This window comes from Devosia sp. (genome assembly GCF_028290645.1).
Lineage (GTDB): Bacteria > Pseudomonadota > Alphaproteobacteria > Rhizobiales > Devosiaceae > Devosia_A.
The window spans coordinates 1-7964 of sequence record NZ_JAQGJL010000112.1 but is presented as its reverse complement, the minus strand read 5'-3'; the positions used below and the strand labels follow the sequence as shown (position 1 = coordinate 7964).

Sequence of the window (7964 nt, the reverse complement as noted above, 5' to 3'; positions counted from 1 at the left end):
TGCGCGAGAAGCGCATCGAGATCGCCGCCGACTACCTCGTCATGGCGGCCTGGCTCGCCTACCTCAAGAGCCGCCTGATGGTGCCGGCGGCACCGAGCGACGACGAACCCTCGGGCGAGATGATGGCGGCACTGCTGCAGTTTCGCCTGAAGCGGCTCGAAGCGATGCGCAAGGCCGCGATGCAGCTGGTCAACCGTCCGCGCCTCGGCCGCGACGTCCACGCCCGCGGCCAGCCCGAGCCGGTGCTCATCGAGCGCCGCAATCTCTGGGAGGCCTCGCTCTACGACCTGCTCAAGGCCTACGCCACCGGCCGCGAACGCAACGTGCCGCAGGACTACCACCTGTTCGAGCGCAACGTCTGGTCGCTGCAGGAGGCGCGCGAGATCCTGACGCGGCTGATCGGCGAAAGCATGGACTGGGTGCCGCTCGACGCCTATCTCGACCGCTACCTGAGCGACCCCGGGCAGCGGAAGACCGCCACCGCCTCGAGCTTCGCCTCCAGCCTTGAACTGGCCCGCCAGGGCCAAATAGAACTGCGCCAGACCCTGACCTTCGGCCCGCTGTTCATGCGCCGCCGGCCGGGTGACCGAAAGAAGCTCGAATGAACGACGTGCCCGCGACAGAGACGGAATACGACGAGCACGGCGAGATCGCGGAGCGCAACCTCCGCATCCTCGAGGCGATCCTCTTCGCCTCCGCCGAGCCGCTCTCGCCCGCCGACATCGCCCCCTATCTCGGCGAAGGCGCGGATGTGCCCATGTTGCTCGAGCGCCTCGCCCAGCGCTACACCGGCCACGGCGTCAGCCTCGTCCGGCGGGGCGGCAAATGGGCCTTCCGCACCGCCGACGATCTGTCGTTCCTGCTCCGCCGCGAGGAGACCGAAAGCCGTCAGCTCTCCCGCGCCGCGCTCGAAACCCTCGCCATCATCGCCTATCACCAGCCCGCCACTCGCGCCGAAGTCGAGGAAGTCCGCGGCGTCGCCAGCGGCGGCGGCACCTTCGATGTGCTGATGCAGACCGGCTGGGTGCGTATGCGCGGCCGTCGCCGCACCCCCGGCCGCCCGGTCACTTACGGCACCACCGAAGCCTTCCTCGATCATTTCGGCCTCGAAAGCCTCGCCGATCTGCCGGGCCTCGAGGAACTGAAGGGCTCGGGCCTGCTCTCGAGCCGCCTGCCGCCTGCCTTCCAGGTCCCGCTCCCGTTCGACGGCCCGCTGCGCGACGACGAGGACCCGCTGGAGCCCGACGACCGGGGCGAGAGCGACGGCATCCAGTGAACGCCATCGAGGTCGAGGACGGGCGCCCGCGCCGCGCCGATCGGCCTGTCGCAGTCGGCTGCGACGTTTTCCTTGCGCTCAATCCGGAGCACGTCCTTGTGTTCGCCAAGGATTGAACCTATTTCTCTGCGCTAAGAGCAAGCGTTCGGTATTTCTCGGAGACCATCCATGCACGCGCCAGGTATTTGGGGCATCATTGTCGTAGCGATCGTCGTGATCCTGCTGTTCGGTCGCGGCAAGATCGCGGGGCTCATGGGCGAGGTCGCCTCCGGCATCAAGTCCTTCCAGAAGGGCATGCGCGACGAAGAGCAGAAGCCCGCCGCGCAGATCGATGCCTCGACCACCGTCGAGCCGGTCCGCGAGACTGAAAAGGCCAAGGACGCTTGATCGTCTGACGGCCGCTCCCAGGAGCCATCCATATGCTCGGCGTCGGCTGGACCGAAATGCTTGTGATCGGGGTCGTTGCCCTGATCGTCATTGGTCCCAAGGAACTACCTGCCCTGATGCACCGCATCGGCCAGTTCGCCGGCACGATCCGCCGGATGGGCTCGGATTTTCAGCGTGAGCTGAACAAGACCACCGGGCTCAACGAGATCACTAACCTGCGCAATTCCGTCACCGCGCCGCTCAAGGCCACGGCCGACGCGATCCGCAAGGAATTCAACACCACCACCGCGACCGGCCAGGTGCAGCCCTCGGGCGTCATCAAGCCCGCCGATCCCAAGGTCGAAAGCGTCGTCGACGAGATCAAGGTCGCGGCCGGCATTGCGCCCGCGGCTGCCGCCCCGGTCATGACGCCGGCCGAGCCGGTGAAGGCGCCGGTCAAGGCTGCCCCGCCCGCGAAGATCAAGGCACCAGCCGAGAGCACGGTCGCCACCTCTGATATTGCGCCGGCAAAGAAAGCCGCGCCGAGGGCGAAGAAGCCGATCGACTCTCCCGCGCCCGTCGAGGCCATCGCCCCCGCCAAGGCCACGCCGGCGAGGAAGCCGACCGTCAAGGCGGCCAAGCCCGTCGCCAAGGCCGAGAGCGTCGCCGCCAAGCCTGAGGCCCCGGCAAAGGCCAAGCCCGCCGCCAAGAAGCCGGCCGCTGCCGCCAAGAAGGCGTGACCATGGCCGAACAGAGCAAACTCGAAGCGCCCAAGGGCGCGCCCAAGACCGATGAGGACGAGCTCGCCGGCAGCGAAGCCCCGCTGCTCGACCATCTGATCGAACTGCGCAAGCGTATGATCCGCTCGCTGCTGGTGATCTTCGGGCTGCTGATCGTCTGCTTCTTCTTCGCCGGCACCATCTTCAACGTCCTGGTGCAGCCCTATCGCGAAGCGGTGGCGCCGAACCCGGTGGAGCTCATCTACACCGCCCCGCAGGAATTCTTCTTCACCCAGCTCAGCCTCGCCTTCTTCGGCGCGCTGTTCCTCGGCTTCCCGTACCTCGCCACCGAGGTCTACGGCTTCATCGCGCCCGGCCTCTACAAGAAGGAACGCCGCGCGTTCATCCCCTACCTGATCGCGACGCCGGTATTCTTCGTGCTTGGCGCGGCCATGGTCTATTTCGCGGTGCTGCCGCTCGCCATGCGGTTCTTCCACGCCATGGAGACACCCGAGATCACCATGCTGGTGAAGGTCTCGGAATATCTCGGCCTCGCCATGACGCTGATCCTCGCCTTCGGCATCTGCTTCCAGCTGCCGGTGGTGCTGACGCTGCTGGCGCAGATCGACCTGGTATCGTCCAAGACGCTGAAGCACGGCCGGCGCTACGCCATCGTTGCCATCCTCGTCTTTGCCGCCTTCATCACGCCGCCCGATCCGATCTCCCAGATCGGCCTCGCGCTGCCGATGTACCTGCTCTACGAAATCTCCATCCTCTCCGTCCGCATGGTCGAAAAGCGCCGGGCCGCCGCGCTCGCCGCCGAAGGCGCGGAAAGCACCGACGTGGAGAAGACGGAGTAGGGCATACTCCCGCCCAGGTAGAGTTTTGGTCGTCGGTTGCGGGCCCTTGCAACCACCCTGCAATCCGGTAAAGCAGAGCGCTTCTCCCGCCGCAGGTCTCCCATGCTCGATATCAACTGGATCAAAGCCAATCCCGCCGCGTTCGACGCTGCGCTCAGCGCGCGCAAGAACGTGCCGTTCAAGGCCTCCGAGCTGATCGCCATGGACGATTCCCGCCGCGCCGCGATCCTCGCCGTCGAGGAGGCTCAGGCCCTGCGGAACGCGCTGTCGAAGCAGATCGGGCAGGCCAAGGCCCAGAAGGACGAAGCCAGGGCCAACGAGCTGATGGCCGAAGTCGCCGCGCTCAAGGACGCCATCCAGGCCGGCGAAGCCACGCGCAAGGAGGCCGAGGAAAAGCTCCGCAACGCGCTCCTCGTCATCCCCAACATCCCGCTCGAGGAGGTTCCCCGCGGCGCCGACGAAGCCGACAATGTCGAGTATTTCGGCCCCAACGGGTCGCCCGCCACCGCTGCCAAGGCGCGGCCGCAGAAGCCGACTTTCACCTTCAAGCCGAGGGAGCATTTTGAAACCGGCGAAGCGCTTGGGCAGATGGACTTCGAGGTTGCGGCAAAGATCAGCGGCAGCCGGTTCGTGGTGCTGAAGGGCCACCTCGCGCGCCTCGAGCGAGCGATCGGTCAGTTCATGCTCGACCTGCATGTGGACCAGCACGGCTACACCGAGGTGCAACCGCCGCTGCTGGTGAAGGACGACGCGCTGTACGGGACGAACCAACTGCCGAAGTTCAAAGAGGACTTGTTTGTTGCAACGACCAGCACCGAGCTGGAACTGCAGGAGATGCAAGACCTCTTCAAGGAAATTGTCGACCGAGACGAGGATACTCGCGAGCTACTGGAGCGCCTAGAGGGGTTGGAGTCTACGAGCGACGGCACAGAGCAGGGCGGCGGCTTGCGCGAACTGCTTCATGAGTTGAAGGAAACTAGGCGGTTCGACTTCCAGCAAATGGACCAGGCAAGGACGAAGGGCGTTGCTCTTTTTGAGAGGCTAGAGAACCTGCCAAAGGGGTTGTGGCTCATCCCCACCGCCGAAGTCCCCCTCACCAACCTCGTCCGCGAGTCCATCCTCTCCGAGGACGAACTCCCGCTCCGCTACACCGCGCTCACCCCATGCTTCCGCTCCGAAGCCGGCTCGGCCGGGCGTGACACCCGCGGCATGCTGCGCCAGCATCAGTTCAACAAGGTCGAGATGGTGGCGATCACCACGCCGGAAACCTCGGGCGACGAGCACGAGAAGATGCTGAGCGACGCCGAGGATGTGCTGAAGCAGCTCGGCATTCACTACCGCGTCATGACGCTGTCCACCGGCGACATGGGATTTGGCGCCCAGAAGACCTACGACATCGAGGCCTGGCTGCCGGGGCAGGACACGTACCGCGAAATCTCCTCGGTCTCGGTCTGCGGCGATTTCCAGGCCCGCCGCATGGATGCGCGCGTCAAAGGCAAGGACGGCAAGATTCGGCATGTGCATACGCTCAACGGCTCGGGTGTCGCCGTGGGCCGGGCGCTGATTGCCGTGATGGAGAACTACCAGCAGGAGGATGGCTCCATCGCCATCCCCGAGGTGCTGCAGCCCTACATGAAGGGCCTGAAGTCGATCGGCGCCCGCTCGTGAGAATTCTCATCACCAACGACGATGGCGTCGATGCGCCGGGCATTGCCGTGATGCGCGAGATTGCCGCGACGCTGAGCGATGACGTGTGGGTGGTCGCTCCGGACGGCAACCAGTCGGGCGCCGCGCACCGCTTCACCTTCGGCCGCGAGCTCGGCCTCGAGCGGCTCGAGGACCGGGTTTTCTCGGTGGTCGGCGGCTCCCCGGCGGACTGCGTCGTCGCCGGGATGACCCATGTCTGCAAGGACAGGAAGCCCGATCTCGTCCTCTCCGGCATCAACAACGGCCAGAACCTCGGCGACATCCTCAACTGCTCGGGCACGGTCGGTGGGGCTCGCGAGGGCGCGCTGCACGGGGCGCTCGGCATCGGCATCAGCCAGGGCGTCAACTACGAGCTCGGTCACGAGGTCGACTGGACCAACTCGCGCGAATTCGCTGCCCGCGTCGTGGCGCAGCTCGTCCGCGAGGTGAAGACCCGCGACGCCTATTTCAACGTCAACATCCCGTTCTGCGCCCCCGAGGATGTCAGCGGCATCCGCGTCGTCCCGTTCCAGCGCTTCGCCCGCTCGCCCATGGCCTACTATGCCAGCGACAACGCCGGGAAATTCTTCATCGCGATCCCCGAGACGCCGACGCCCCTCGATCCCGAGCACGATTTCCGGCTCGCCATGCACGGCAACGCCATCACCGTGACGCCGCTGATGCTGCAGCACACGGATTACGAGCTTGCAGAACGCCTCGATGGGACCCTCGGGCTGTGATTGAACGAACTGGTCGTCGTTCGTTCAGTTCGTAGCTGCTATGCTGGGCGATCCATATTTGCCCTCCGCCTCGGTTCATCGACCAACATTGTCGCACGCCCGGCGCCGGCGGGGATAAGTCGTGGGCGGCCGATGTATCCTTGGGGGTTTTTGGCGAGCCGGCCTGCCGGAGCGGCGGGGCGGGTGGCTGGAGCGGCTCGAAAGGGCAGGGCGCTGCCACATTGGCGCTGCGGGTTTGCCCGGTAGATGAACGGGTTCTGACGCTCCATTCAGTAGCCGCGCCCTTAACCCTACCAACCCCTGAATCCATTCGCGCTATCTCACGCAAATTGCTTGGCATTTAAATCACTCTTTACCTTAACGGCCTAATCTCACGTCCATTGAGTACCTGCGTAGAGTGGACTGATGAGTAACCGCGTGACCGGTAAGACGCTTAAAACCGCCGCGATTGTGGGCCTCTTCGCGGGCGCCACGGCGCTCTCGGGGTGCAGTTCGCTGGGTGGCCTCGGCTTCGACAGGACGACGACCGGATCGGTCAACGCCGCTGCGCCGATGAACACCTCCCAGCCGATGCCCAGGACGCTGACGGCTCCCGTGGCTGTGGCGGAAAACCGCTTCATCCCTCCGGCAGATATTGGCGGCAACGGTCCCGGCGCCACGGTGATCGGCTCCAACAATATGGGCGGCCAGCCGCTGGGCTCAGTATCGACGGAAGATCTGCCTGTGCTCACTTCATCAGCCAACGGAAGCAATCAGATGATGCCCGCTGCCAAGCCCCTGAGTCCGGTTCCCGCGACCCCCACTCTGGCGTCCGCACCGGCATCCAGTTCCCTCGTCTCCATCCCCTCGGACGCCTATGTCCACGTGATCGAGAGCGGCGAAAGCCTCTACACCATCGCGCGCCGCTACAATGTCACGGCGCAGGCGATCATCCAGGCCAACGGCTTCTCCTCGCCCGACAAGATCTTCGTCGGCCAGAAGATCGTCATCCCCGGCAAGGCCTCGGCGCTCGCCGCCATGGGCCCCAAGGGCGGCAGCGCTCCGGCAGCCGATCCTGCCGAAAAGCCCGTCGCCGTCGCTTCGCTCGAGCAGCAGCCGAGGACGCCGCTGGCGACGGTGAAGCCGCTCGAAGCCAAGCCTGCCGAAACCATGGCCGAAGCCCGTCCGTTGGAGCAGCCCAAGGCCGAGCCGGTGCTGTCCGGCGCCGACAAGTTCCGCTGGCCGATCTCGGGCCGCGTCATCACCGATTTCGCCAACTCCAAGGGTACCGGCATCAATATCGAGGCGCCGGAGGGCGCCGCGGTCCGCGCCGCCGAGAACGGCCAGGTGATCTATGCCGGCTCGGGCGTCGAGGGGTATGGCAACCTGATCCTCATCCGCCACCCCAACGGCTACGTCTCGGCCTACGCCCACCTCAAGGACATGAATGTCGCCAAGGGCACCGTGGTGAACCGCGGCGACAATATCGGCACCGCCGGCAAGACCGGCTCGGTCTCGAAGTCCCAGCTGCACTTCGAGTTACGCAAGGGCGCTACCCCGGTCGATCCGCTGCCGCTGCTGGCGAGCTGAGATCGGCGCAGGAAAAAGAAGGCCCCGGATGATCCGGGGCCTTTGGCTATTGAGGGGCCTGTGCGGGGGCGGCTCGCACCGGCCCCTTGTCGGACTAAGCCGCGAACGCCTTGATCGAGTGCCGGATTTCCAGCGGCTGGGCCGGGTCGATCGAGATCGCGGTGGCCACGCCCCGCGCATTGATCGGGTTCACCCCGGCCGAGAGCTCGGTATGCAGGTCGAACGCCGAGGCGATCGGCTCGAGGCCGACGGCGCGGAACTGGTTCTTCCAGGGCTCGCCACCGATCCCGCCATCGGTGTGCCAGATCATCAGCGAGGGCAAGAGGCGCCGGTCCCAGTCGAGTTCGATGCCCATGCCCTCGTCGAGCCAGGTAGCGACCATCGGCCCGCGCATGCCGCAGAGCTGCACGTTCTTGTCGGTCCGCGGCGACAGCGGGATATGCCCCATGTCGACCGTTGCCCCATCCTTCGGCACCGCCGAGAGGCTGGAGAATTCCTGCGGGCCCGATCCCGTCTGGCCCGGATGCGTCAGGCCGAACTGGAAGTCCGCCTTCAGCTCAAGCCGGCCCGGCTGTTCCGGCAGCCGGAAGTTCGGGTGGAGGCCCACCGACATCTTCGCCGGCCGCCGCGCAAAGATGCGCATCACGAAATCCAGCGCCGGCGTGCCGCTCCGCGCCGAGATCACCCGCTCGATCTTTTCGACCGGCGAATCCTCATCATAGCGCAGCGACAGCATGACATTGTCGTC

8 protein-coding genes and 1 pseudogene are annotated in these 7964 nt (G+C 65.8%); 8 read left to right on the top strand and 1 reads right to left on the bottom strand.

Translation table 11 applies throughout. From position 1 onward, the window contains the following. The 8 genes from JWQ89_RS06605 to JWQ89_RS06570 all read left to right on the top strand — a co-directional run. Positions 1-605: ScpA family protein (locus tag JWQ89_RS06605; RefSeq protein WP_299639465.1), on the top strand; the 605-nt coding region annotated here is incomplete at its 5' end. Further along, positions 602-1276 carry an SMC-Scp complex subunit ScpB gene (scpB, locus tag JWQ89_RS06600; RefSeq protein ID WP_299639463.1) on the top strand — a complete coding sequence of 225 codons (675 nt, stop codon included), beginning with the start codon at positions 602-604 and terminating at the stop codon, positions 1274-1276. The genes JWQ89_RS06605 and scpB, both read left to right, overlap by 4 nt. A gap of 168 nt (positions 1277-1444) precedes the next feature. Then, complete coding sequence (gene tatA, locus JWQ89_RS06595) at positions 1445-1663, top strand: twin-arginine translocase TatA/TatE family subunit (RefSeq protein WP_299639462.1); 219 nt, start codon at positions 1445-1447, stop codon at positions 1661-1663. Positions 1664-1695: 32 nt separating this feature from the next. After that, on the top strand, positions 1696-2382 hold the full coding sequence (tatB, locus tag JWQ89_RS06590; protein ID WP_299639459.1) for a Sec-independent protein translocase protein TatB: 687 nt from the start codon (positions 1696-1698) through the stop codon (positions 2380-2382). Between the two features lie 2 nt (positions 2383-2384). Further along, the gene (gene tatC, locus JWQ89_RS06585) at positions 2385-3221 is read left to right on the top strand and encodes a twin-arginine translocase subunit TatC (protein ID WP_299639457.1); all 837 of its coding nucleotides are present in this window, start codon (positions 2385-2387) and stop codon (positions 3219-3221) included. Positions 3222-3323: 102 nt separating this feature from the next. Then, entirely contained in the window at positions 3324-4889 is a 1566-nt protein-coding gene (serS, locus tag JWQ89_RS06580) for a serine--tRNA ligase (protein ID WP_299639456.1), read from the top strand. After that, positions 4886-5647, top strand: a complete 762-nt coding sequence (surE, locus tag JWQ89_RS06575) for a 5'/3'-nucleotidase SurE (RefSeq protein ID WP_299639454.1) — start codon at positions 4886-4888, stop codon at positions 5645-5647. Before serS ends, surE begins: the two co-directional genes overlap by 4 nt. Positions 5648-6052: 405 nt before the next feature. Beyond that, positions 6053-7216 (top strand): peptidoglycan DD-metalloendopeptidase family protein, encoded by a 1164-nt coding sequence (locus JWQ89_RS06570; protein ID WP_299639452.1) that lies wholly within the window; start codon positions 6053-6055, stop codon positions 7214-7216. A gap of 94 nt (positions 7217-7310) precedes the next feature. Here the strand turns inward: JWQ89_RS06570 and JWQ89_RS06565 are convergent. Continuing rightward, positions 7311-7964, bottom strand: a pseudogene (locus JWQ89_RS06565) (hypothetical protein); the annotation flags it as partial.